This window comes from Ureibacillus thermosphaericus (genome assembly GCF_012396605.1).
Classification (GTDB): Bacteria; Bacillota; Bacilli; order Bacillales_A; family Planococcaceae; genus Ureibacillus; species Ureibacillus thermosphaericus.
On sequence record NZ_JAAXPW010000017.1, the window covers coordinates 34,417 to 60,798 of the forward strand.

19 protein-coding genes, 1 rRNA gene and 2 riboswitches are annotated in these 26,382 nt (G+C 36.4%); of the genes, 16 read left to right on the forward strand and 4 right to left on the reverse strand.

Translation table 11 applies throughout. The annotated features are described in order from the left end of the window. Positions 1-24: 24 nt before the first annotated feature. Positions 25-129: riboswitch (SAM riboswitch) on the forward strand. Between the two features lie 102 nt (positions 130-231). The 6 genes from HF990_RS08360 to HF990_RS08385 all read left to right on the forward strand — a co-directional run bounded on the left by HF990_RS08360 (position 232) and on the right by HF990_RS08385 (position 9,215). Next, positions 232-2,079 (forward strand): bifunctional homocysteine S-methyltransferase/methylenetetrahydrofolate reductase, encoded by a 1,848-nt coding sequence (locus HF990_RS08360; RefSeq protein ID WP_168412403.1) that lies wholly within the window; start codon positions 232-234, stop codon positions 2,077-2,079. Beyond that, the gene (metH, locus tag HF990_RS08365; RefSeq protein ID WP_168412404.1) at positions 2,072-5,503 is read left to right on the forward strand and encodes a methionine synthase; all 3,432 of its coding nucleotides are present in this window, start codon (positions 2,072-2,074) and stop codon (positions 5,501-5,503) included. Before HF990_RS08360 ends, metH begins: the two co-directional genes overlap by 8 nt. Before the next feature lie 167 nt (positions 5,504-5,670). Next, positions 5,671-6,162 (forward strand): GNAT family N-acetyltransferase, encoded by a 492-nt coding sequence (locus tag HF990_RS08370; RefSeq protein ID WP_016838947.1) that lies wholly within the window; start codon positions 5,671-5,673, stop codon positions 6,160-6,162. A 195-nt stretch (positions 6,163-6,357) separates the two neighbouring features. Next, the gene (gene desA, locus HF990_RS08375) at positions 6,358-7,389 is read left to right on the forward strand and encodes a Delta(5) desaturase DesA (RefSeq protein WP_040764737.1); all 1,032 of its coding nucleotides are present in this window, start codon (positions 6,358-6,360) and stop codon (positions 7,387-7,389) included. 90 nt (positions 7,390-7,479) lie between these two features. Beyond that, on the forward strand, positions 7,480-8,607 hold the full coding sequence (locus HF990_RS08380) for a sensor histidine kinase (RefSeq protein WP_026019111.1): 1,128 nt from the start codon (positions 7,480-7,482) through the stop codon (positions 8,605-8,607). After that, a complete protein-coding gene (locus HF990_RS08385) occupies positions 8,607-9,215 on the forward strand; it encodes a response regulator transcription factor (protein ID WP_026019112.1) in 609 nt (202 codons plus the stop codon). Before HF990_RS08380 ends, HF990_RS08385 begins: the two co-directional genes overlap by 1 nt. 52 nt (positions 9,216-9,267) lie before the next feature. Here the strand turns inward: HF990_RS08385 and HF990_RS08390 are convergent, their stop codons facing one another. The 3 genes from HF990_RS08390 to HF990_RS08400 all read right to left on the reverse strand — a co-directional run bounded on the left by HF990_RS08390 (position 9,268) and on the right by HF990_RS08400 (position 11,833). Beyond that, positions 9,268-10,245, reverse strand: a complete 978-nt coding sequence (locus HF990_RS08390; RefSeq protein WP_016838951.1) for a proline dehydrogenase family protein — start codon at positions 10,243-10,245, stop codon at positions 9,268-9,270. Positions 10,246-10,327: 82 nt separating this feature from the next. After that, entirely contained in the window at positions 10,328-11,101 is a 774-nt protein-coding gene (locus tag HF990_RS08395; protein ID WP_016838952.1) for an ABC transporter permease, read from the reverse strand. Between the two features lie 3 nt (positions 11,102-11,104). Continuing rightward, a complete protein-coding gene (locus tag HF990_RS08400) occupies positions 11,105-11,833 on the reverse strand; it encodes an ABC transporter ATP-binding protein (protein ID WP_016838953.1) in 729 nt (242 codons plus the stop codon). A 224-nt stretch (positions 11,834-12,057) separates the two neighbouring features. On the opposite strand from HF990_RS08400, the gene HF990_RS08405 reads away from it, so the two are divergent. From HF990_RS08405 to guaA, 7 genes are all read left to right on the forward strand, one after another. After that, positions 12,058-13,518, forward strand: a complete 1,461-nt coding sequence (locus tag HF990_RS08405) for a nicotinate phosphoribosyltransferase (protein ID WP_016838954.1) — start codon at positions 12,058-12,060, stop codon at positions 13,516-13,518. 9 nt (positions 13,519-13,527) lie between these two features. Next, positions 13,528-14,361: an ammonia-dependent NAD(+) synthetase gene (gene nadE, locus HF990_RS08410; RefSeq protein WP_168412405.1), complete on the forward strand. Its 834-nt coding sequence runs from the start codon at positions 13,528-13,530 to the stop codon at positions 14,359-14,361. 199 nt (positions 14,362-14,560) lie between these two features. Next, the gene (locus tag HF990_RS08415) at positions 14,561-14,908 is read left to right on the forward strand and encodes a hypothetical protein (protein WP_096549759.1); all 348 of its coding nucleotides are present in this window, start codon (positions 14,561-14,563) and stop codon (positions 14,906-14,908) included. A gap of 340 nt (positions 14,909-15,248) precedes the next feature. Continuing rightward, a complete protein-coding gene (locus tag HF990_RS08420; protein WP_168412406.1) occupies positions 15,249-16,193 on the forward strand; it encodes an AAA family ATPase in 945 nt (314 codons plus the stop codon). Further along, positions 16,190-17,374: a DUF58 domain-containing protein gene (locus HF990_RS08425; RefSeq protein WP_168412407.1), complete on the forward strand. Its 1,185-nt coding sequence runs from the start codon at positions 16,190-16,192 to the stop codon at positions 17,372-17,374. Before HF990_RS08420 ends, HF990_RS08425 begins: the two co-directional genes overlap by 4 nt. Then, entirely contained in the window at positions 17,371-19,542 is a 2,172-nt protein-coding gene (locus tag HF990_RS08430) for a transglutaminase domain-containing protein (RefSeq protein WP_168412408.1), read from the forward strand. Before HF990_RS08425 ends, HF990_RS08430 begins: the two co-directional genes overlap by 4 nt. 67 nt (positions 19,543-19,609) lie before the next feature. Next, positions 19,610-21,157, forward strand: coding sequence for a glutamine-hydrolyzing GMP synthase (gene guaA, locus HF990_RS08435; protein WP_016838961.1), 1,548 nt, complete (start codon positions 19,610-19,612; stop codon positions 21,155-21,157). A gap of 213 nt (positions 21,158-21,370) precedes the next feature. Here the strand turns inward: guaA and HF990_RS08440 are convergent, their stop codons facing one another. Further along, positions 21,371-23,278: an S-layer homology domain-containing protein gene (locus HF990_RS08440; protein WP_168412409.1), complete on the reverse strand. Its 1,908-nt coding sequence runs from the start codon at positions 23,276-23,278 to the stop codon at positions 21,371-21,373. A 481-nt stretch (positions 23,279-23,759) separates the two neighbouring features. Between HF990_RS08440 and HF990_RS08445 the strand changes: the two genes are divergently transcribed. From HF990_RS08445 to HF990_RS08455, 3 genes are all read left to right on the forward strand, one after another. Continuing rightward, complete coding sequence (locus HF990_RS08445; RefSeq protein ID WP_168412410.1) at positions 23,760-23,900, forward strand: hypothetical protein; 141 nt, start codon at positions 23,760-23,762, stop codon at positions 23,898-23,900. A gap of 444 nt (positions 23,901-24,344) precedes the next feature. Then, a riboswitch (purine riboswitch) is annotated at positions 24,345-24,446 on the forward strand. 133 nt (positions 24,447-24,579) lie between these two features. Further along, a complete protein-coding gene (locus HF990_RS08450; protein WP_168412411.1) occupies positions 24,580-25,911 on the forward strand; it encodes an NCS2 family permease in 1,332 nt (443 codons plus the stop codon). 366 nt (positions 25,912-26,277) lie between these two features. Further along, a 16S ribosomal RNA gene (locus HF990_RS08455) occupies positions 26,278-26,382 on the forward strand; the annotation flags it as partial.

The window sequence follows — 26,382 nt, forward strand, 5'->3', positions numbered from 1 at the left end:
TATTGATATTTTAAAATCGAATATGACTTATCAAGAGAAGTGGAGGGAACTGGCCCGGTGAAGCTTCAGCAACCACTAAAAATTTTTAGTAAGGTGCTAAATCCAGCGGCAATTGCCGAAAGATAAGGTGACTTCTAAAGGAAATGACAAGCCTTCTTTCGCAAGAAGGCTTTTTCTATTAGATGAATTGACAGAAAATTTATGAAGTAAAGAAAAGTGAGGGAATTTCGGATGGGGCTACTAGATGCGTTAAAACATAAAGTGTTAGTTGCAGATGGTGCTATGGGAACGCTGTTATATTCATATGGACTTGAAAATTGTCACGAAGAAATGAATATTGAAAAACCGGAAATCATTAAAAAAATTCATAAGGAATACATACAAGCTGGCGCAGATGTTATTCAAACGAATACATATGGCGCTAATCGAATCAAGCTCACTCGTTATGGTTTGGAGTCTAAAGTAGTGGAAATTAACGAAGGTGCGATAGATATTGCCAAACAAGCAGCCAAGAACAGTGAAGTGTTTATTTTAGGTTCGATTGGTGGTATCCGTGGTGTTCGCAAAGTAGATTATACATTAGATGAAATTCTCGCAGCAGTTCGTGAACAAGCAGAAGTGCTAATTGCGGGGCAGTTAGATGGTTTGTTGTTAGAAACTTATTATGATTTTGAAGAGCTATGCGAGACGTTAAAAATGTTACGAGCCATGACGGATATGCCCATCATTGCTCAAGTTTCAATGCAAGAGCCGGGCGTATTAATGAATGGCATGAAATTGAATGAAGCATTAAAGCAGTTAGAAAAATTAGGTGCAGATATTGTAGGGGTGAACTGTCGACTTGGTCCATACCACACAATACAGGCTTTTGAACAGGTAGAAATTCCTGAACGAGCGTATTTATCTGTTTATCCGAACGCTTCCTTATTAGATATTGAAGAGGGGCGTGTCGTTTACGAATCAGAAGTAGATTATTTTGCAAGGGCAGCGGTTGAATTATGCAATGAAGGAGTAAGGCTCATTGGAGGATGTTGCGGTACAACACCGAAACATATTGAAGCGATGAAAAAGAAGCTTGCTCATTTTCAGCCGGTTGAAAAGAAAGAGGCAAAACCTCAGAGGGAAATAATCATTCGCGAGGCTGAACCGCATAGTTTTGAACCTCTCCACGAAAAAGCAAAAAGAGCACGTTCTGTCATTGTAGAATTGGATACGCCGAAGCATCTTGAAATTGAACAGTTTGTTGAAGGAGCAAAAGCTCTTTACAATGCAGGGGCAGATCTTATCATGATGGCAGACAATTCACTAGCATCTCCAAGGGTTAGCAACTTGGCAATGGGGGCCATTTTAAAACTGCAATATGGCATCCGCACAATGCCACATATTACTTGCCGAGATCGAAACTTAATTGGGCTGCAATCCCATTTAATGGGGCTCAATGCTCTTGGCCTTCATGATGTGTTGGCTGTAACTGGTGATCCAACAAAGGTAGGGGATTTTCCAGGTGCAACAAGTGTTTATGACGTTTCCTCGATGGAATTGATATCATTAATTAAGCAGTTAAATGAAGGGATTTCTTTTTCTGGCAAAGCACTAAGAAAAAAAGCGAATTTCTCAGTAGCAGCGGCTTTCAATCCTAACGTGAGAGTGTTAGATCGTGCTGTCAGCCGTCTAGAGAAAAAAATTGAACATGGTGCGGATTATTTCATTACGCAACCAGTCTATTCGAAGGAAAAAATTGTGGAAATTCATGAGGCGACAAAACATTTAGATACACCAATTTATATAGGAATTATGCCGCTTACTAGCTTTAAAAATGCGGAATTTTTGCATCATGAAGTACCGGGAATTAAATTATCTGATGATGTGTTAGAAAGAATGCAACAAGTAAGCGGAAATAAAGAACAAGAAACAAAAGTAGGACTAGAAATTGCAAAAGAATTGTTAGATACAGCAACGAAATACTTCAACGGCATTTATTTAATTACGCCGTTTATGCGATATGAAATCACTTTACAACTATTGCAATATATTCAACAACTTGACGAGCAAAATAAAGGAGTTAAAGCAAATGGTTAACCATCCAATAGAGGAACAATTGCAAAAAAGAATATTGATTATCGATGGGGCAATGGGAACAATGCTCCAGCAGGAAAATTTTACACCGGAAGATTTTGGTGGGGAAGAATTTGATGGATGTAATGAACACCTTGTATTAACTAGACCTGATGTCATTTCTAAAATCCATCGAGCGTACTTAGAAGCTGGAGCAGATATTATTTCTACAAATACATTTGGAGGAACCCCACTCGTATTAAATGAATATGGATTAGGTTATAAAGCAGAAGAAATTAATAAGAGGGCTGTAGAACTTGCAAAAGCAGAAGCTGAAAAATATTCAACAAGCGACTGGCCTCGCTTCGTTGCAGGATCCATAGGTCCAACGACGAAAACATTGTCTGTAACGGGCGGTATTACATTTGATGAGCTATCTGAAAACTTCTATATCCAAGCGAAAGCACTAATTGAAGGCGGCGCAGATTTATTGTTACTTGAGACAAGCCAAGATATGTTAAACGTGAAAGCGGCAACCCTTGGTTTGAAGCGGGCATTTAAAGAAACTGGAAAAGAGCTTCCGATTATGGTTTCTGCGACGATTGAGCCAATGGGAACAACACTTGCTGGGCAATCTATAGAAGCTTTCTATATTTCTATTGAACACATCAAGCCAATTTCAATTGGGCTTAACTGTGCGACAGGGCCAGAATTTATGACGGATCATATTCGCTCGCTTTCCGAATTATCTACAAGCTATATAAGCTGTTATCCGAACGCTGGATTACCAGATGAAGAGGGACATTATCATGAAACGCCCGAATCTTTATCGAAGAAATTGCAAGGATTTGCTGAAAAAGGTTGGTTAAACATTGTCGGTGGATGCTGCGGTACAACTCCTGCCCACATAAAGGCAATCCGTGAAGCAGTAGAAGGCTATAAACCTCGAAAGAAGAAGGAAAAATCCCTTGGACATGCAGTATCAGGTATTGAACCGCTGCTTTATGATGATTCAATGCGTCCGTTATTTATTGGTGAAAGAACAAACGTTATTGGATCTCGTAAATTTAAGCAGTTAATTATTGATGGAAAATACGAGGAAGCGGCTGAAATTGCTCGAGCCCAAGTGAAAAACGGGGCGCATGTGATTGATATCTGTTTAGCGAACCCTGACCGAGATGAGCTAGAAGATATGCGCCGATTTATGCAAGAAGTGGTAAAGAAAGTGAAAGTACCTTTAGTCATAGACTCAACTGACGAGCGAGTGATAGAGGAAGCATTGAAATATTCTCAAGGAAAAGCAATCATCAACTCCATCAACTTAGAAGATGGAGAAGAACGTTTTGATAAAGTGCTGCCAATCGTGAAGAGATATGGTGCCTCAGTTGTTGTAGGCACAATTGATGAAGAGGGAATGGCCGTCACTCGCGAGAGAAAATTGGCGATAGCAGAGCGCTCTTATAAAATTTTAACGGAAAAATGGGGCATTGCGCCGGAAGATATTATTTTTGACCCATTAGTTTTCCCCGTAGGTACTGGGGATGAGCAATACATTGGCGCTGCAGAAGAAACAATCGAAGGAATTCGACTCATAAAGGAAAAATATCCGAGAGCTTTAACGGTTCTTGGGATTAGCAACGTTTCCTTTGGTCTCCCACCGGTTGGCAGGGAAGTATTAAACGCAGTATTTTTATATCACTGCACGCAAGCTGGTTTAGATTATGCCATTGTTAATACAGAAAAATTGGAGCGTTATGCATCTCTACCGGAAGAAGAAATACAATTAGCTAATGATTTAATCTTCAATACAAACGATGAAACATTGGCGAAGTTTACAGCATTTTATCGTGATAAAAAGAAAGAGGAAAAAACTGTTGAACTACCTGCTACGGTGGAAGAACGTCTTGCTTATTACATCGTGGAAGGTACAAAAGAGGGTTTAATTGAAGATTTAGAAGAAGCAAGAAAAATCTTTGATACACCATTAGATATCATAAATGGACCGTTGATGGACGGAATGGCTGAAGTAGGCCGATTATTTAATGATAACCAATTAATCGTGGCGGAAGTATTACAAAGCGCTGGCGTCATGAAAGCTGCGGTTGCACACCTTGAACAATATATGGAGAAAGTGGAGAACAGCGCTGGAAAAGGAAAAGTGATTTTGGCAACGGTAAAAGGTGACGTCCATGATATTGGAAAAAATTTAGTGGATATTATATTAAGCAATAATGGGTATCAAGTGATTGATTTGGGTATTAAAGTGACGCCTGCAGAATTAATTGAAGCCATTCGCAAAGAAAAGCCAGATATTGTTGGCTTGTCAGGATTGTTGGTGAAGTCTGCACAACAAATGGTATTAACTGCTCAAGACTTTAAAGCAGCAGGAATTGATATCCCGATTCTCGTAGGTGGTGCAGCTTTAACAAAACGTTTTACTGAAACAAAAATTGCTGCAGAATATGATGGACCAGTTATTTATGCTAAGGATGCAATGCAAGGATTAGAGCATGCCAATCGTTTAATGGATCCGAATGAACGTGAAGTATTATTAAAAGAAATTAGGGAGTCTCGTGAAAGACGATTAGAAGCAGATGCAAAACGGGCAAATCAATCAGTAAAAGAAGTCTCAAAAAGGAAAGCTCGCACTGTAGAGGATGCACCGGTTTTCGTACCAAGAGATTTGAAAGTACACATTAAGAAAAATTACTCTGTTCAACATTTACTGCCTTATATCAATATGCGTACATTGCTAGGCCACCATTTAGGTTTGAAAGGCAATGTGGAAAAACTGTTGGCAGAGAAAGACGAGCGGGCGATAGAATTATACGATTTAGTACTAGATATTTTAAATTCTGGAGTTTTAAAACCTTCAGGGATGTATCAATTCTTCCCTGCTCAAAGTGACGGCGACGATGTAGTTATTTATAGTCCGATAGATAGTAAAACTGAAATTGAGCGATTCCATTTCCCACGCCAACAAGTGGAACCTTATCTTTGTTTAGCTGATTTCTTAAAATCTGTAGATAGTGGTGAAATGGATTATGTAGCGTTAATGGTAGTGACTGCAGGACATGGAGCGAAAGAGAAAGCAGATCAACTAAAAGAAGAAGGCAAATTTTTAGAAAGCCATGCCCTCCTTTCAACTGCATTAGAACTTGCAGAAGGATTTGCTGAACGCCTTCACCAAGAAATTCGCGATGGTTGGGGATTCCCAGATCCAACTGACTTTACAATGAAGGAACGTTTCGCTGCAAAATATCAAGGGCAGCGTTTCTCCTTTGGTTACCCAGCTTGTCCGAATTTAGAAGACCAGGAAAAGCTCTTTAAATTATTGAAACCTGAAGAAATTGGTGTGCACTTAACAGAAGGATATATGATGGAACCCGAGGCAAGTGTATCAGCAATCGTCTTTGCACACCCAAACGCGAGATATTTTAATGTTTAAAAAAGCATCCCCGTAGTTAGGGGATGTTTTTTTGGGGTCAAATACCTCTACAAAATTTTGTTGAGTGATCGCCAGTTTTTGTGACAATATGGGTTTATGAATAGTTGCGCTTAACGTGATGAAAAATGTTTGGGAGAAAACACACTGTAGCAAGGGGGAGATTCATAATGATTCGGCCAATGATAATGGAAGATTTAGCGAGTGTATTAGAAATCTATAACGATGCCATTTTGAATATAACATTTGTATACCGATTAGAGCCAGAATCTTTAGAAGAAAAAAAGAAATGGTTTTTAGATAATGAAAAGGAAAATAATCCGATGCTTGTCTATGAAGAGGACGGGAATGTTATAGGTTTTGCTACATATAAAAAATTTCGTCCCAGTGATGGGTACAAATATACGATGGAGCACTCTGTTTATGTATCATCTAAACATCAAGGGAAAGGAATTGGTAAAAAACTTTTACAAACATTAATTGAGGAAGCGAAAAATCGGGAAGTAAGAACGTTAATTGCTGTCATTGACTCAGAAAATATAGGAAGCATTAAATTTCATGAACAGTTTGGTTTTTGCTTTGCAGGTAAATTAAAAAATGTGGGCTATAAATTTGGTAAATGGTTAGACACTGTCTATTATCAATTAGACTTGCAATCATAAGGATGCAATAAGCTCAATATGGCGAATAAAAAACAAGATTCATCTCAAATTATGAATGAGATGAATCTTTTTTTAGTACCAACTTTTTCGTATATGACATTTGTAATATAAAATACATGATATTTGAGTCTATTGGAAACACTTATCCAATTGTACGATGAACATAACAAATAATCATAGGAACAGGTGAAACAAATGTCCATGTCAGATGCAGAAAAGACAAAAAAGCTTCGTAAAGATGTTGCTCCTTTTGCAAAATCGGAAACAAAGATAAGTATAATTCAGATAATGAATACGATAATTCCCCTCCTTATCATTTGGGGAATTGGATATGGTTTCGCGAATACAAATCCATGGATTGGCGCTTTTTGCGGAGTGCTTGCTTCTGGATTTGTAGTGCGCACGTTTATAATTTTTCATGATTGCACTCATGGCTCATTTTTCAAAAGTAAAAAAGCGAATGATCTCGTTGGTAACATCACGGGAATACTCACTTCCTTCCCTTATGCCAAATGGAGGAGGGAACATTTAATTCACCATGCAACAAGTGGCAATTTAGATAAGCGCGGCATTGGTGATATTGATATGTTAACGGTAGATGAATATTTGGCTCTTTCGAAAATGAAACGACTGGCTTATCGTTTATATCGCAATCCATTTGTAATGTTCGGATTAGGGCCTTTGTATTTAGTGTTGGTGTTGAATCGCTTTAATCGTAAAGACGCTAAAGAAAAAGAGCGATTAAACACATATTTTACAAATGTAATGGTACTATGTATTATTCTCTCTTTGATTATGGCATTTGGTTGGCAGGCAGTATTGCTAGTACATGGTACTACGATGTTTATTGCAGGAGCTCTTGGGATTTGGTTATTCTATATTCAACATACGTATGAAGATTCTTATTTTGAATATGACCCGGAATGGGATTATGTAAAGGCGGCAGTAGAAGGAAGTTCATTTTATAAACTGCCAAAAGTACTTCAATGGATTACTGGGAACATTGGATATCATCATGTCCATCATTTAGCGCCAAGAGTACCAAATTATTATTTAGAAGCCGCCCATAATTCCGTACCGCCACTTCAAAAAGCGACAACTATTACAATTAGAACGAGCCTTCAATCGATACGTTATAAATTGTACGATCCAAAAAAGAAAAAGTTTGTAACTTTTAAAGAGGTTGAAAAAGTGTATGCTGGAAAAGTAAAGTCGGTTGAGGCTTAAATGAGAAGTCCCAAAAGTATGTATAACCTACTTTTGGGACTTTTTAGTTTATCCATGTATAATGAATAGAAAAAGGACTTGATGAAAGCAATGCGTAGTTGGTACATGATTTTTCCAAAAAGTAAATGGATCAGTATATATATATGGATTATATTCTGTATTTTGCCTTTCTATTTTCTTGTTCGTACATTATCTCACATCCAGATTTTTTTCGGCGTAGTCATCATTTTACTCTATTTTTTATTTTATTATTTTTCCTTCCAGTCGAAAAACGGACTCTTATATATGTGGGTCAGCTTTGACATGGTGCTAAATATCATCATGACATTATTTTATGGCTATGTGTATTTAGCTATATTTACCTCTTTCTTTATTGGGAATATAAAAAGTACTGTCGGATTTTATATCATGTACGGTTTACATATTGGGTTTACGATTGTGTCAATTGTTGTTGGCTATTTCATTGAATTGGAGTCTTTCCTCGACCAAACGCCATTTATTATTATCGCAGTAGTTGGGGTAGTTATTTTGCCGATTGCCATTTATCACCGTAATAAGCAGGAAAACTTGGAAGGCGAGTTAGAAAGTGCGAAAGAGAGAATTGCAGAACTTATAATCCATGAAGAAAGGCAGCGAATTGCAAGGGATTTGCATGATACATTAGGGCAAAAACTATCCATGATTGGATTAAAGAGCGACCTAGCAAGTAGGCTTGTTGAAAAAAATCCGAAAGCGGCTATTCAAGAAATTAAAGAAATACGACATACGGCGAGAATTGCATTAAAGGAAGTACGGGAGCTCGTTTCCAATATGAAAGCGGTGAAGTTGAGCGATGAATGTATACGTGTAGAGGAAATGTTACAAGCTGCTGAGATTCACTATCAGTTGATTGGGGATGTCCATAAACTGAAAATACCGATATTAGTCGAAAATGTGTTAAGCATGTGTTTAAAAGAGGCAGTAACAAATATCGTAAAGCATAGCGGTGCAAAACATTGCAAAATCGAAATTCAACAAAATGAAAATGAAGTGATGATGATGATAGAAGATGATGGGAAAGGACTCAATAAAAAAGTTGGATATGAAGGGAATGGATTAAAAGGGATACGAGAACGATTAGAATTTATTAACGGCACGTTAACTATTGAAAATAATCCAGGAGCTAAATTAACAATTACCATTCCCCTTACTATTACTCATCAGGAAGGAAGTGTATGATGATTCGAATCGTGATAGCTGAAGATCAAGGGATGCTACTTGGAGCGTTGAGCTCACTATTAAACATGGAAGATGATATGGAAGTAGTTGGGCGTGCAAAAAATGGTGAAGAAGCAGTGCGACTTGTCAATGAATTAAAACCAGATATTTGCATTATGGACATTGAAATGCCAGTAAAAACCGGTTTAGATGCTGCTGAAGAATTAAATGGAAAAACAGATTGTAAAATTATCATTTTAACGACTTTTGCAAGACCTGGTTATTTCGATCGAGCAAGAAAAGCGGGAGTAAGAGGATATTTACTAAAAGATAGTCCGATTGAAGAGTTAGTAAATGCAATTCGAGTCATTATGGAAGGAAGAAGAATTTATGCTCCAGAACTCGTTGATATTGTATATGATGAAGAAAGCGAAAATCCATTAACTGAACGAGAAAGCCAAGTGCTAGAGCTTGTTGCAGAAGGAAAAACAACAAAGGAAATTGCTGCCGAACTATATTTATCAACAGGAACTGTAAGAAACTACATTTCCACTATTTTAGATAAGCTTGGGGTTGGAAATCGAATAGAAGCCATTTCTCGCTTTAAAGAAAAAGGATGGAATAAATAAAAAATGAAGGACATAACAACGTTTTGCTTGTTATGTCCTTCATTATATTTAATTATTTATTTTTCTTTGTAACGCGGCCTAATGCAAAGGCAGCAGCCATTAAACCAATAATTGTGTTTGTCTTTTTATTGAATACTTGTCTTGTTACAAGGTTGATGTTTTGTGGACGTTCCGCAAGTCTGCGCATGAAGTATCCGTACCAGTCTGAACCAAATGGAACATAAGTACAGAAATTATAGCCTTCTTTAGCCAATTCTAACTGCATATCTTTACGGAATCCATAAAGCATCTGGAATTCGAATCTATCTTTTGGAATATTATGGTCTTTCACAAATTGTTTAACATGATTAATTACGTTATGGTCATGAGTTGCAATTGATGTAAATTTGCAATTCAACAAGCTGTATTCAATGATTTCAATAAAGTTTAAATCAATATCTTTTTTATCTTGATAAGCAACAGTTGGAGATTCTTTATAAGCACCTTTTACAATACGAAGGCGGTAATTTTTATATTTTTCCGCGTATTCATTTGATTTAAAGAAATATGCTTGAATAACAGTACCTACGTTATCATAAGTTTCTGATACTTTTTCCATTAAGTCGAATGTTGGTTGAAGTAAATCGTGAGTTTCTTGGTCAAAATTCACGTGCATATTATATTTGTGTGCAGTTCCAACAATTTCCATGATATTATCATAACAGAAATCGAAGTCAATTTTTAAACCAAGTTGAGAAGGTTTAATTGAGATATGTGCATCAACACCATGTTCATGGATAGCTTCAATTGTTTCGATAATATATTCTTTTGCTTTAATCGCTTCTGAACGTTCGTTAACAAACTCACCAAGTACATCCACAGTACAAGAAATGCCGTGAGCATTTAGCTCTTTAATACTTTCAATAACTTCAGGGATATTTGTACCAGCAACAACGCTTTGTGCACCGAGTTTTAAACCGTATTTTTGTGCGGCTTTATTTAAAAGTTGATTTTCTGATAATGCGATGAAAAAATCTCGTAAAACTGGCATAGATGATCTCCTCTTTTCATATAAGTTGTAGTTTAAGTTCATTATATCACACAAGAATTATAATACTTTCAGTTAATACTTGTTAATCATTATTTTTTTGTGACAAGTTATGTGTGATAAATTGCATTCGTTCATTAAATAACGTTGGATAACTTAAGAAACCAATTAAAATGCTGGACAAAGTCGCTGTTGTAAGTAAGCCAAATAAAATTAATAGTTGGAATTGCACTGCTTGCACTGGATCGGCACCACCGATAATCTGACCGCTCATCATTCCGGGTAGTTGTACTAAGCCAATCGTTTTTTGACTTTCAATGGTAGGGATTACGCTTGTTTTAATAGCATTTATCAATTGATTGTGAATGGCTTGCTTAGGAGTGCCACCAAGAGATAATATCAGTTCTATGATTTCTACATTTGCCTCAATTTCTGCTGTAAACCGGTTTAAAAATAAAATGGACAACACCATGGAATTTCCTAGCAACATCCCGCTGATTGGAATAATGTATTGGGCGGTAGGCGGAATAATTTGAAAACCAATCAAAATCCCTTGAGTCACTATTTCAATAACAATCAACGTAAAAGCAATTTTCCATGTAATTCCTTTGATATTTTTTCCTTTTTTACGGGCGTTTAGTGTAGCTACCGTGATCATCAATAGCACCATTAAAATAATATAAAAAAAACTCTCGGAATCAAAGACAAATTTTAATACATAACCGACAAAAAATAGTTGGATAACAGATCGAACGGTTGCGATGATTGTGTCCTTTTCCAAACCTAATTTTAATGTTTTGGAAAGGATGAGTGGGATGAGTACAAACGCAAGAGTCAATGCGAGGGAAGTATATGTCATGTTTTACGCCTTCCCCTCTACGAATTGTTGAATTCGTTTGTTTGTACTATGATCAAGCAAGCTGCTTTCTCCACTTTCAACGAGCTCCCCACCCATCATCACCCAAGTATAGTCACCAACTCTTTTTGCCTGCCCCAAGTTATGTGTGATCCAAATGATTGTCACGTTATATTTCCTATTAATGCTTAATATTAGTTGTTCAATTTCATTTGTTGATGTTGGGTCGAGAGCGGATGTGATTTCATCTAATAAGAGTATTTTTGGTTGGTTCATTAATGTTCTAGCAATCGAAACTTTTTGTTTTTGTCCACCAGATAAATTATGGACATCTCTGTATAAAATATTCATATCTAATGAAACGTCTTCTAAGGTTGAGATCGCTTTCTTTTCCGATAACAATTTGTTTTGTAAAGTCATTGGTAAAGCTAAATTATCATATACTGTTCCTCTAATTAAAGGAGCATTTTGAAGGGCAATTCCAACATATTGACGCAAGGAAGTCGGGCTGAACTCATTAATATTCTTGCCATCAATTATAATATCCCCTGATGTTGGTGAAATTAATCCATTGCACATTTTCAGAACGGTAGTTTTTCCTGCTCCAGATGGACCTACGATCGTTGTAATTTTTCCCTTGTAAAAATCGCCGGTAACATCTTTTAATATGAAAGAACTATTTTTTTCGTAATGAACGTGTTCAAAATGAATGGTAACTTCCAAAGGTTGCGTCATAACAATCTCCTATTCAAAATGTTGATAATGGTCAATAAGTGATATGTGAAGATGCTAAGGTCATCATAACTTTTATATAGAACAAAAGAAAAATAATTACAAATTATATGTGTTATTACAAAAAGGATGTTTATAATAATTAAATATAATTTATTTAAAATTTCGATTAGAATAATGGAATAGTGTATACTAGGACTAATGAATAATGGAAGAAGGAGTTCCTAATGAAAGAAATATATAAGGATGATTCATTAACTTTGCACACAGATTTATATCAAATCAATATGGTGGAATGTTATTGGGCAGACGGTATTCATGATAGAAAAGCTGTATTTGAAATTTTTTTCAGAAAACTTCCTTTTGGGAATGGATATGCCATCTTTGCAGGGCTTGAACGGATTATTGAATACTTAAAGAATTTCCGTTTCACTGAAACAGATTTGGCCTATTTACGAGAGTTAGGATATGATGAGGAATTTCTTAATTATTTAAGTTCTTTACGTTTTACAGGTTCCATGTATTCAGTAGTTGAAGGGGAAGTTGTTTTTGCTAATGAACCGATTGTTCGCATCGAAGCTCCCCTAGCAGAAGCCCAACTAATAGAAACAGCCCTACTAAACATTATTAATTTTCAAACATTAATTGCAACAAAAGCGAGCCGTATAAAGCAAATTGTAAAGGAAGAAGCTGCTGCAGAATTTGGTGCTCGCCGTGCACAAGAGATGGATGCAGCTATTTGGGGAGCACGGGCTGCAGTCATTGGCGGTTTTGAATCAACTTCCAATGTTCGTGCAGGGAAAATATTTAATATACCTGTATCAGGTACCCATGCTCATGCGTTTGTCCAAGCTTATAAAAATGAATACGATGCTTTTAAAGCCTATGCAAGACGTCATAAAGATTGTGTATTTTTAGTAGACACTTACAACACGTTAAAATCAGGCGTACCAAATGCAATACGTGTAGCTAAAGAATTAGAAGGGCAAATCAATTTCGTCGGAATTCGTCTTGATAGCGGTGACATTGCCTTTTTATCAAAAGAAGCGAGACGTATGCTAGATGAAGCTGGCTTTACTAATACTAAAATTATTGCATCCAATAATTTAGATGAATACACCATCCTAAACTTAAAAGCTCAAGGGGCTAAAGTGGATTCTTGGGGAATTGGAACGAAACTCATAACTGCCTACGATCAGCCGGCATTAGGTGCTGTATATAAAATGGTCGCGATTGAAAATGAGCTAGGTGAGATGGAAGATACATTAAAAATTACTTCAAATGCTGAAAAAGTAACGACACCAGGATTAAAAAGAGTGTTTCGCATTGTGAATAAAGAAAACGGAAAAGCAGAAGGGGACTATATTACAATGGCGAATGAAAACCCGCAAGAAGAGAAGCGTCTAAAAATGTTCCACCCTGTGCATACGTTTATTTCAAAATTTGTTACAAACTTCGAAGCGAGAGAATTACATAAACAAATCATCGATGAAGGTGCCATCGTATATGAAAGTCCTTCAGTGATGGAAATGCAACAATATGCAAAGGAAAGTCTAGAATTATTATGGGATGAATATAAACGCTCTCTGAATCCTGAAGAATATCCTGTTGACCTTAGCCAAAAATGTTGGGATAACAAAATGCAAAAGATTCAAGAAATTCGCGATGCGATTGAAAATATCGAATAATTTAGGGGGATGCTCTTGGAAAGTTTACAAAAACAAATTATTGAAGAGTTGCGTGTACTTCCAAAAATAGATCCAGCAGAAGAAGTTCGAAAATCCATTGATTTTTTGAAGGAATATGCAAAGAAACATCCGTTTGTTAAAGGATTTGTCATCGCAATTAGCGGTGGGCAAGATTCAACACTAGTTGGAAAACTGACTCAAATCGCAGTGGATGAGTTAAATGCTGAAATTGGCGAGCAAATATATTCTTGTTACGCGGTTCGCCTTCCCTACGGTGAACAAAAGGATGAACAAGATGCTCAAGATGCGTTAAAGTTTATCCAACCTACTAAAGTTATTACAGTTAATATTAAAAAGGCGGTAGACGCTAGTATTGAAGCATTGAAAGAAGCGGGAATTATTTTGAGCGATTTTGCTAAAGGAAATGAAAAAGCACGTGAACGAATGAAAGTGCAATATTCCATTGCGATGATGACAAACTCGGTTGTTGTTGGTACGGATCATGCCGCTGAAGCAATAACAGGTTTTTACACAAAATATGGCGATGGTGGAGTCGATCTAGTTCCGATTTTCCGATTAAATAAGCGCCAAGGAAAACAGTTGCTTAAATATTTAGGGTGTCCTGAACATTTATATATGAAAACACCTACAGCCGACTTAGAAGATGAAAGACCGCTATTACCAGATGAAGAAGCTCTTGGGGTTACTTATGAAATGATTGATGATTATTTAGAAGGAAAAGCTGTTCCGGAGGATGCAAAAAAAATAATTGAAGGCCACTACTTACGATCAAAACATAAACGTCATTTACCTATCACAATCTTTGATGATTTTTGGAAGTAAATGAACATCATTTTATGAAGAGAATTCGCATACATTATTTGTAGCGAATTCTTTTTTATATGCATTAAATGTATTGGAACGAAAAAATAAAAATATAAATTTAGTACAAATTTCATATTGTAAAATTTCATTTTAATCAATTTATTCCGATAATATAATAAAAAAGTTGGTAAATAAACAGGGAATGGAGGTGAGCGCATTGAGAACTTCTCGTATTCAACCTGTTGCGAGTAGCACTTATTCGAAGCAATATTTACACACAAACAATGAACAAGTATTTCGAGTGATGGATGAAGGAAGAGGAAATCATCCGTTTTCGAAGAATCCTCGAGAACAGCGGAAAAATCGAAGTAAAAGTAGTGCTGTTCAATCACGCTTATCCAATACGGTTTTAAATCGCAACGCAAAAAGAATGTTTATTGTAGGGCAACAATTTGATGGTGAATCGATGGAAAAAATGCGAAAAAGATTATTACAACATAAAGAGAAAATCAAGAGGGCAAGAAATAAGAAAGTTCTCATCCGCGCTTACCGCACTTCTATTTGAAAACAAGATATAAAATAAATGGAAGAGCAATGTTTTACAGCCAGTAACAAAGATATGGATTTATCCATAAAGTATAAACATTCCATCACCTCGCGTCTTTTATAAATCTTTGCTCCTTCTGTAGTTGCTATCCTTATCGCAAATGGGCCGTCTCAAAATCATTTCAGACGGTCCATTTTTTTGTTTAATTTTTCGGTAAAAGGTGGAAACTATACTAATGTATAATCTTAACTTTTTTAAATTGTAATTAGTTGTCTTTTATCTGAAGGTTCGTTTATGCTTTATTTATGTTATTTTGTGTAAATTCTGACTTTTACTCAAAGATCAGGAGGATTTATGTATGCATCCAAAAATTGAAATGATAATCAAAAATATTGAGAAAGTAATGATTGGAAAACGAGAAGTCGCAGAATTGAGCATTGTCGCATTGCTTGCTAGTGGACATGTACTGCTTGAAGATGTGCCAGGAGTAGGAAAGACAATGATGGTGCGTGCTCTTGCGAAATCCGTGAGCGCAGATTTCAAAAGAATTCAATTTACTCCTGATTTGTTACCTTCTGATGTCATTGGCGTTTCAATCTATAATCCAAAATCATTGCAATTTGAATTTAGACCAGGTCCGATTGTTGGAAATATTATTTTAGCAGATGAAATTAATAGAACTTCTCCTAAAACGCAATCGGCTTTACTTGAAAGCATGGAAGAATCATCGGTGAGCATCGATGGAGAAATGTTTGAGTTACCGAAACCGTTTTTTGTCATGGCTACACAAAACCCGATAGAATACGAAGGCACATTTCCTTTACCAGAAGCACAGTTAGATCGATTTTTAATGAAAATTCATATGGGCTATCCAACAGCACTAGAAGAAATAGAAATTTTAAGAAGAGCTGAAAAATCAGCACCGATTCAAAATTTAGAACCAGTGATTACAATAGATGAATTGTTAGCGATACAAGACGAAGTGAAAAACGTCTATGTAGATGATTCGGTAAAAGGCTATATTGTTCAGTTGGCTAGAGCCACTAGGGAAGAACCAAATGTATATTTAGGAGTTAGTCCAAGGGGAACTCTTGCATTAATGCGAGCATGTCAAGCATATGCGAAAATACACAATCGGGATTTTGTAAAGCCTGATGATGTACAATACTTAGCTCCCTTTGTTTTCAGCCACCGCATTATTTTAAAACCGGAGGCACGCTATGAAGGATTAACGGTGGATGAAATTCTAAACAATATCATTACAAAGTCTGTCATCCCTATTAAAAGGTTTGTAGAAAAATGAGTTATTGGAACAGAATATTCAGCAAGATCGGTCGCTTTATCGTCAATATCTTATTAATTCTAATTACCTTCAGTTATGCCATGTTTCAAGGTGGGTTTGTCAGTTGGTTTTTATTTTACACATTAATTCCATTTTTGCTTTATTCCTTAGTTCTCAACTTTATTCCTGTACGCATAGAGGAAGTTAAGAGGGAAATCCACCCTACCAAACTAGTGAGAGGCGATGGAGCGTCCGTCACAATTCATTTTAAAAATAAAACATGGTTTCCATTAGCATTTGTAACAGTAAGGGAGATTGGACTGAAAGATGATATTGTTGCAAAGTCTAAAGGTTGTTCAAACATTTTTTTTGCGGGATTTAAAAGAAGCTTTCATTGGACGTATGAGATACCTGAATTAGAGCGAGGAGTTATTGAATTTTCAACATTACAATTTACTTTTACCGATTTTTTTGGTTGGACGGTACGACATAAATTTGTAGATGTAAAACAAAAGGTAATAGTATATCCAAAAATAACGGAAATGAAATATCGCCAATTCCAACGGCATATTGATCAAGGTGGAGTGTTAGCTCCTTTTGCTTTCTTGAAAGATACTACTTTGGTTTCAAGCGTTAGAAATTATCAAGCTGGCGACCGGTTTTCTTGGATTCATTGGAAGTCATTTGCGAAGGATGAAACGTTAAGGACGAAAGACTTTGAAGTGCAGCAAAGCCATGAAGTAATGCTTGTGTTAGATGCTACTGTGAAAAGACATTTTGAAGAAGTGGTGGAATTAGCAGCATCAGTCTTGCAAACCATTGTAAAAAATCATGGTGAAGTATCATTTTTCATTGCAGGAGATGAACAAGTTTTTTATCCACAACTGAAACAAAGTCAATTTGGAAATATTATGAAACAACTATCGTTGGTGGAAGCGATTGATTCAAAAAATATAGAATGGATATTAACGAGAGAGGGCAAGACACTCGATTCTTTCATGCTGCTTTTTACAGGTGAATTAACAGAGTCGTTAAGAAATTTCTTTATGAATCACTCGAAAAAGACAAAAGGAATTATTTGTTTTGTCTTGTCATCCCAACAAGAAATAGGACAAGCGAGGGAAGAGTTTTTCAACGTAACTATTATACCAATTACAAAAGAGAGGTTTAGTGATGTCTTCACGGAGGTGATAAAACCGTGAAAAATGGAGCTTATAAAACAATAGAACTTGCACTATATTACGTTCTTATTTTTTTTATATTACGGGAATGGTTGACGCCTATCATGAGCATTACAGGAATAGGGTATGTGGATTTAATCTTGTTATTTATTGCTCTGTGCCTCGCTATTAGTTTGTTCCGTTTACCAATTTTTATTTCATGGATTATGAAAATATCTTATATTTCATGGTTTATCGTTTATGTGTATAGTGATTTATCGATTTTTTCAAATGAAGGCATTCAGTTTCTGTTGAATGAATTATTGTACAATTTTGCTTTGATGTTTCAAGGAGAATTTTTTCATATAACGAACTCTTTCCAATCTATTTTATTTTTTATTCTCATTTGGATGCTTGTTTATTTAGTACATCATTGGTTAACGGTAAGAATGAATATTTTTTACTTCCTTGTGTTAACGGTAGTATTCATTGGTATTTTAGATACATTTACTGATTACGATGGGACGACGGCCATTGTTAAAGTCGTGCTGCTTGGATTATTAATGATGGTATTTTTGTTTGTGAAAAGGCTCATGTTGCAATCAGGTATATCGTTCAATTGGTATAACTATTTAAAACTTGCATTACCTGTTCTGCTGATGATAGGAATGGTTGGATTGGTAGGGGCGTTATTGCCGAAAGCATCCCCACAATGGCCAGATCCTGTTCCGTATATCAAAACTATGGCAGGACAAGGAAATGGGTTGGGCGGCCCTGTGAAAAAAATCGGTTATGATGAAGATGACTCCCAACTAGGAGGATCGTTCGTTGGGGATGATACAGTTGTTTTTATTGCTCATGCTACGACAAAGCAATATTGGCGGGTTGAAACAAAAGATGTATACACGTCAAAAGGTTGGGAGACGTCGCATTCAGATGAATTGGCATCCATTTCACTTGGGGAGCCGATTCATCATTTTCACTCATTGCCAGTGGGACCTGATGAAAAAAGGCAATTTGCCCATATAGAACTAAGATACCCATACGATTTTATTATTCAACCGTATGGACTTATTTCCATCGATGCAAGAACAGACGTGGAAAACCCAATTCGTCTGATTATGAATCTTGAAACGGAGAAAATATCTACAGATTATGCTGGGGAGTTTTTGTATCACGTTGAGTATAGCACTCCGGAGTATTTATATAGCGATTTGACTTCAACAATTCAACAACCCATTGATTCTAGCATTCAGGAAAAATATTTACAGTTGCCAGAATCCCTACCTCAAAGAGTCATTGATTTGGCAAAGGAAATTGTTGAGGGGAAAGAAAGTGATTATGATAAAGCTCGCGCAATCGAAAGCTATTTTCGTTTAAATGGCTTCCGCTATGAAACGGAAGGGGTGCCTGTTCCTGATGAGGGCCAAGATTACGTTGATCAATTTTTGTTTGAATCAAAAATCGGTTATTGCGACAACTTCTCAACAGCGATGGTTGTCATGCTGAGAGCGGTGGGGATTCCAGCTCGTTGGGTTAAAGGGTTTGCTGGAGGCGAAGTGATTGCAAGTGACGGTGATTTAAAAACATATGAAATTACAAACAACGATGCTCATTCTTGGGTAGAAGCATATATTCCAAAGGTTGGATGGGTTCCATTTGAACCAACAATTGGTTTTACTACAAATCGTAACATTCATTACGATTTTGAAACGGATGCTTATCAGGATGATATGTTAACAGTAGATGAAGATACGGAACCTGACAAACTAAAAGATGAACAAAATGAGGAAATGAAACAACGTAATGTTGAGTTTACAAGTTTTAAGAATTGGCTTAACCATATCGGACCTATATTAAACATTGCCTTTATTGGAATAGTTATGGCGAGTATACTATTATTTATTTTCCGCAAAAGATGGATGCCGAAATTGTATAGTCGGTGGCTGAAACATCAAACTATTAATGAAGCAACTTTTGAAATCATTTATTTGAGACTGTTGAAAGTGTTGGAATTAAACGGATTGCAGAGGAAAGAAGGTCAAACGTTACAATCTTTTGCGAAAGAAGTTGATGAAATATTTTCTTCTACACATATGTCACAGATTACGGAAGCCTACGAAAATTATATCTATGGTAATAAACAGCAAATTGACTACGGAAAAGTGAAAGAATGTTGGGAAAATTTAATCAATCGCACTAGTAGTTGATTTTATATATGAGTAAGAGTAAAATTTAAAAAATTATAAGGCAGTAAATATAGAAGAGGTGTAAATCGTGACGACTCAATTAAAAGAACAAGAAAAAATCGTTGTTCTCGACTTTGGAAGTCAATACAATCAATTAATTACCCGACGAATTCGTGAATTTGGTGTATTTTCGGAGCTCTTGCCTCACACACTTTCTGCTAAAGAAATTAAAGAAATGAATGCGGTAGGGATTATTTTTTCAGGTGGCCCAAATTCAGTATATGACGATAATGCTTTTAAAGTCGATGAAGAGATTTTTAATTTAGGTTTACCGATTTTAGGAATTTGTTATGGTATGCAATTAATCGCCCATACTCTTGGCGGTAAGGTAGAAAGCGCAAATACTCGTGAATATGGTAAGGCAGAAATTGAAATTACAAAAGACAATCCATTGTTCGGCGACCTTCCAAAAGAGCAAGTGGTTTGGATGAGTCACGGCGACCTTGTAACTCAATTACCTGAAGGTTTCGAAACAATTGCAACGAGTCCAAGTTGCCCAATTACTGCAATGCAAAATGAAGAACGAAAATTATATGGCGTTCAATTCCATCCAGAAGTGCGTCATTCTGTTCATGGAAATGATATTTTACGTCATTTCGTATTTGATATTTGTGGCGCAAAAGGCGATTGGACAATGGAAAATTTCATTGATTTACAAATCAAAAAAATCCGCGAACAAGTAGGCGACAAAAAAGTATTATGTGCCCTTTCAGGTGGTGTGGATTCATCTGTTGTTGCGGTATTAATTCATAAAGCAATTGGAGACCAATTGACTTGTATGTTTGTCGACCACAACCTTCTTCGTAAAGGTGAAGCGGAGAGCGTAATGGAAACATTCGAAGGTAAATTCGGAATGAAAGTCATTAAAATCGACGCTCGTGAACGCTTCATGAACAAATTAAAAGGAGTAACAGACCCTGAACAAAAACGCAAAATCATCGGAAATGAGTTCATCTATGTATTCTCCGATGAAGCAAGCAAATTGAATGATATGGATTTCCTAGCACAAGGAACTTTATATACAGATATCATTGAGTCTGGTACAGCAACTGCTCAAACAATTAAATCTCACCATAATGTTGGTGGCTTACCAGAAGATATGAAATTTGAATTAATTGAACCATTAAAAACATTGTTCAAAGACGAAGTTCGAGAACTAGGTACTCAGCTTGGTTTACCGGATGAGATTGTTTGGCGTCAACCATTCCCAGGTCCAGGTCTTGCTATTCGCGTATTAGGAGAAGTAACAGAAGAGAAACTAGAAATCGTTCGTGAATCCGATGCAATTTTACGTGAGGAAATTGCAAAAGCTGGCCTTGATCGTGAAATTTGGCAATACTTCACTGTATTGCCTAACATTAAATCTGTAGGTGTTATGGGAGACCAACGCACATATGATTATGCGGTTGGTATACGTGCGGTAACTTCCGTTGACGGTATGACTAGTGATTGGGCACGCATTCCTTATGACGTGTTAGAAAAAATTTCTACTCGTATCGTAAATGAGGTGCCACATGTAAACCGCGTACTTCTTGACATTACATCTAAGCCACCTAGCACAATCGAGTGGGAGTAAACAGAATACCTGCTTTATGAATCAACAATCGACTTTCCTTTATCCAGTTCTTCATGGATAAAGGAAAGTTTTTTTGTGTTTTTTATTGCTTGTACAAAGCAGAAAAAGATTTGGCCATGTATGAAATATAGTATTGATATTTCTTATTTACATCACAAAAAAATAAAAAGGATCATCCAATCCAATGATTGAATAATCCTTCAAATGCGGTCTTTATTTCGAAGATGCATTCAGCGAACGCATGATGAACGTTGCAAATTGTTGTCTCGTTACAGGAGCGTACGGATTATAAGTTGTCGGAGTTGTTCCTGTTGTAATTTCATGATGGTAAAGTACTTCGATGTTTTTGTATTGCTCATATGAAGGGGAGATGTCTGTGAATGGAAGATCACTTTTCCCCTGTAATTGGAATGCTTTTGTCAAAGCTTGTGCCATGACACCGCGGCGTATTGGTGCTTGTGGATTGGCTTTTCCGTTTTCGAGGGTAATGAATCCCCGCTGGTAAGCCGTTGCCATGACATCATATCCGTATTGACCCTTCTTCATGTCGCTTGCCGGCATTGTTGCTGTGGAAGAAGGTTTTATGTCCAATGCCCGCAATAGCATCATCATCGCATTCAATCTCGAAACATTCGAAGCCGGCATGAATTTGCCGTTTCCATAACCAGTAATAATGCCGATTTTTGCAGCATCGCTGATATGTTTATAATGGCTACTGTTCATTGGTACGTCCGAGAACATTTTAAATGATGAAAGAGTTCCGCTGTTACCTTTTTTGGTGATAGTGAATCTTTCCGCACGGGTAATGAACCCTTTGCGATCGTGTCTGGTATCTTCGAAAGTAATGTAAAGGGTATAATTTCCATTTGCCAAATTGCCTGGGAGCAAGATTTCAAATTTCTCCGTGAAGGATGAATCCTCCGCTCCTTTAGGCGCAAGCCCTGGCAATACCCGCTTATATTCGCCTAACACTTTATTATTTTGATCCAACACTTGAACTTTTAAATAGCCTCTTACCGGCACATTGCCTCCGTTAGAAGTTTTTACCGTTCCTCTGATAGCAAATTTCTTTTGCGGAGTTACGTAAGCCGATATGTTGGATGTGGTCAATTGCACATCATACAGACGTTTAAAGGCGTTGGATGAAGCACGCTGGATTACCCAATTCACAGAAGAATTTGTCAGCGCTGCAGCATCTTCGTGCCCATAGGTTTTATCCCAAGCAAGCCCTCTTGTATTGTCTTCCCATTTATCATTTGCTTCTACATGCAAAAAGTCGAACATTTTGAAAGGGATGACTACGACGCGTCCTTTTCCATATTCCAATGCAAACATGGCGCCAGTTTTGCCTTTTTTCATGTATTCAGGCTGGCTGGCGTAGGAAAAGTCTGAAATTACAAGAAGAGGTTTAATGTTTGAATTCCAAGGCTCCATAATTTCATACCAATAACCGTCGCTTCGATTTTCGGAAATCTGTATGTAGTTTCGTCCCAATTTTTTATAGGCTTCCGTTAAAATTGGGTGGGTAACGTCCGGATTGTTGGAAATGACAACATTTTTTAAGTGATTGTCGGTGATGAAGCGAGATTGGAACAATTCTGTAAGATTGTCCCATTCCCAAATATATGAGATGGTATGGAAAATTAACGGAGTCAAGTCCATCTGTCCGTTTTTCGGCATGTAGTCCAATTCGTTTCTACCTGTTCCGTAGATGAATAGTGCACCACCACCGCCGTATATGTATCGTTTCAAGTTTTCCCTTTGTTGATGATTCATCAATGTAGTGTAAGGGAAGACGATGGCATCATATTGATGAAGCAACTCTAAACTGTTCAATGCATCATGGGATACTTTCTGTACGTTGTAACCTTGCTGTTTCAGAAAATGGTAATATTTTAATTCTTTATCGTAAATGGAGCTGTAACTTACTTTAGGATAAACCGTTTCTTCATTCATATAAGGTGGTTTGTATTTACCGCCTGGGCTAGTGATTTTGGCATACTGTTCGTTTGGATGAGAGAACATGACACCGATTTTGGGTGGTATCTCTTCAGCGTTTATAACTAAAGGAAGAATGAAAATAATTAGTGCAAATAAGGATGAGACAATTGCCTTGTTCAAAAAATCCTCCCTTTCAACTAGAGTATTATTGTATAGATATATTATATAATTAATGTTTAATATTGGAAAATATTTTTGGGATTTTTTGAGAATTTGGATGTGTTTTTACTTGCGTTTTTAGTTGAGAAGATAGAATATTTTGAAGGTTACTTGAAGATTTTCCAAGGAGATAAAGAAGGGTTATGGGGAACGGAATATATGAGCACTTGGTTAAAAAATAACTATGGTATCCATGTCCCTTATATCGATACAAGACATAATGAAAATATAGCCCTATTCTAAAAGAAGTAGGAGACATTTTTGATAATCCCGAATGGAACATGCGCTCATTGATTAAGCGGATTTCTTGGTGAATCAAGTTAACGTGGGAGGCAGCATTGAAGTACCTGAAGGCGGTTATTTGATTACGGACTATTTTTCACCGTATCAGTAAAAGAATACACATGTTTCTCTGAACCATGCTTTAGGTGAAATGAATTTCTTGCTAGAAACCTATCAAAATTCAAAAGACGGAAAATATTTAAATGTAGCGAAAGATATACAACTTGGTGTTAAAAACATCGGGGAAAAATGGATACGAGATAATGGGGATTTATGGTATCAAATAGTGATTTCACTTTAGAAGGAACGGATTACGTAACCTTAACACTAACCGATTCATTGAAATCTCAAGTGATTTTGGAAAGTCTTGATGAAATCCGAAGGGAAATGTTTGATCAACTCATTCGGTCAAAAGTGTAATGGCTCGTGGATAACGATCAGAAAATTATCGAAACTTTAGCGATGAACTTAATAAACAAGCATTTGAGATATGATTAAAGGATATCATAATTTCACGAAGTACAAATATATCTCCAAAAATTGAAATGCTCCCTAATAGGTGGATAAGTGAAAAATCCAACCTATCAGGGAGTTTTATTATTGTCCATAAAAAACTTATAAAAAAGAAAATAGAGAACATAATTTTTGGGAAAAGCGGAATGAATTTCACGAACTTTATTTTAAAAATATAAAAAAATGTTCGTGATTAGGGTTGAAAAGCGAAAAATAAGATGATATATTACAGGAGTAAAAATTAAAAAAACGTCGTATAATGTCGAGGATATGGCTCGATAGTCTCTACCAAGCTACCGTAAATAGCTTGACTACGACTTTATAGATAGAATTCATGCTTCTATGAATTCGTTTATAAAAGTTGTAGTCATGCACTTGTTGCATGACTTTTTATTTTTCGTATGTTATTCGAAAGGTAGGACATACTGAAGCTATCTGGACATAGGCGACGAGAGACGGAGGAAAATATGAAAAAATATTTTCAATTTGATGAACTAGGAACATCTTATAAGCAGGAGATTATCGGTGGTATTACAACCTTTCTAGCGATGGCGTATATTTTGGTTGTAAACCCATTAACGCTAACGTTGGCAGATATTCCTGATTTACCAGATGAATTAAGAATGGAATACGGTGCGGTATTCGTTGCAACTGCAGTTTCTGCTGCAATAGGATGTTTCATCATGGGGATTTTTGCAAAATATCCGTTGGCTTTAGCGCCTGGCCTTGGGTTAAACGCATTTTTTGCTTACACTGTTGTATTATCTCACGGAAGTCCATGGCAACATGCATTAGCAGCTGTATTCATTTCATCTGTCTTCTTCTTTATTTTAACTTTAACTGGTTTACGTGAAAAATTGATTAATGCCATCCCGATGGAATTGAAACTTGCGGTTGGTGCAGGTATCGGTTTATTTATCGCGTATATCGGATTGAAAAATGCAGGAATAATTGTAGCGAATGGAGCAACAGTTATTGGGATGGGGAATTTAAAAGATCCTCAAGTGTTGTTATCTATTTTTGGAATCTTCATAACAGTAATATTAATGGTTAGAGGATCTAAAGGCGGCGTTTTCTATGGTATGGTCATCACGGCTATCGTTGGTATGATTTTTGGACTTATAGATAAACCTGCGTCTATTTTATCAGCTCCTCCAAGTATTGCGCCAACATTCGGTAAATTATTTACAGCATTTTCTGATCCAAGTTTTTATTCATTATCAATGCTTTCAGTAATCTTAACATTCTTATTCGTTGACTTTTTCGATAATGCAGGAACGCTTGTTGCGGTAACAAACCAAGCTGGATTTGTAAAAGATAATCGTTTGCCACGTGCGGGCAGAGCGTTGATTTCAGATTCAATCGCGTCAATGATCGGTTCTATTTTCGGTACATCAACGGTAACATCTTATATTGAATCATCATCAGGTGTAGCAGCAGGTGCAAGATCCGGATTTGCTTCTGTAGTAACAGGATGTTTATTCTTATTGGCATTGTTTATTTCTCCAGTATTATCTGTTATTACAAGTGCGGTAACAGCACCGGCATTAATTATTGTAGGTATTTTGATGGCTGCTTCATTACGTGAAATTGAATGGAATAAATTCGAAATCGCAGTACCATCTTTCTTAACAATGTTTATGATGCCATTGTCTAGTTCGATTGCAACAGGTATTGCGGTAGGCTTCATTTTCTATCCGATTACAATGATCCTTAAAGGGAGAGTTAAAGAAGTTCATCCGATTATGTATGTATTTGCTATACTCTTCTTATTATATTTAACGACATTGTCAGAATAACCTATGAGGGAAAGCAGAGAAGCTGCTTTCCCCATTTTTTTTATTCATATCTAATGGATGAATAAGTTTTTAATAGTAAAAATAATATGAATTGTTTTTTTATTCATCAGATGCTTGCAAAATAAAAACGAAGATGTTATATTAATAAACGCTGTTGCTGATGATAAAAAACAGCAAAAAATAATAAAAAACATTGTTGACAATCGATTTTAGATTTGTTAATATAAAAAACGTCGCTGTTAAAGCGATTGAAAATGAACCTTGAAAACTGAACAACAAAACGTTAATGCAATAAATTATCTAGTTGTTAACCCTCGTTAACAATCTAGATTCGGACATTAAATTTTTGAGCAAATCAAATTTTCTTTTATGGAGAGTTTGATCCTGGCTCAGGACGAACGCTGGCGGCGTGCCTAATACATGCAAGTCGAGCGAACCAATTGAAAGCCTAGCTTTCATGAGGTTAGCGGC